Below are 471 nucleotides of genomic sequence, written 5' to 3'. Positions count from 1 at the left end.
CGGGTACACCGTCCGGACGGACTCGTGGCGGCCGAGCACGTCGGCCACCGCCAACTCGAGCGCGTCGAAGTCGAGGCGTCCGTAGAGCCGGACGGCGCTCGCGATGTTGTAGGCGGGCGACGCGGGGTCGAGCCGGTTGATCAGCCACATACGCTGCTGCGCAAGCGAGAGCGGCACCTGCTCCGGGCGCTCCGCGGCGACCAGCGCGGGCCGCGGGGCGCGCCCCTCGGCGCTGACCGCGCGGGCGGCCAACTCGGCGACCGTCGACGCCTCGAACAAGTCCCGCACGCCGAGCGCAGAACCGACCGCCGAGTTGACCCGGGCGACCACCCGAGTCGCCGAGAGCGAGTTGCCACCCAATGTGAAGAACGACTCCGTTGCCGAGACCCGCTCGATCCCGAGCACGTCGGCGAAGACTCCGGCGACGGCCACCTCGACCGGCGAGCCGGGCTCGACGTACTCGCCCGAGTC

General features: G+C 72.8%; 1 protein-coding gene. It reads right to left on the bottom strand.

Going from position 1 to position 471, the window contains the following annotated elements; all coding sequences use genetic code 11:
* Positions 1-471 (bottom strand): phosphopantetheine-binding protein (locus AC1DYG_RS19575; protein ID WP_477641519.1); only part of this gene is annotated, 471 nt, incomplete at both ends.

It is taken from the genome of Pedococcus sp. P1_H8, assembly GCF_056405175.1.
This window is presented reverse-complemented; position numbering and strand designations above follow the sequence as displayed.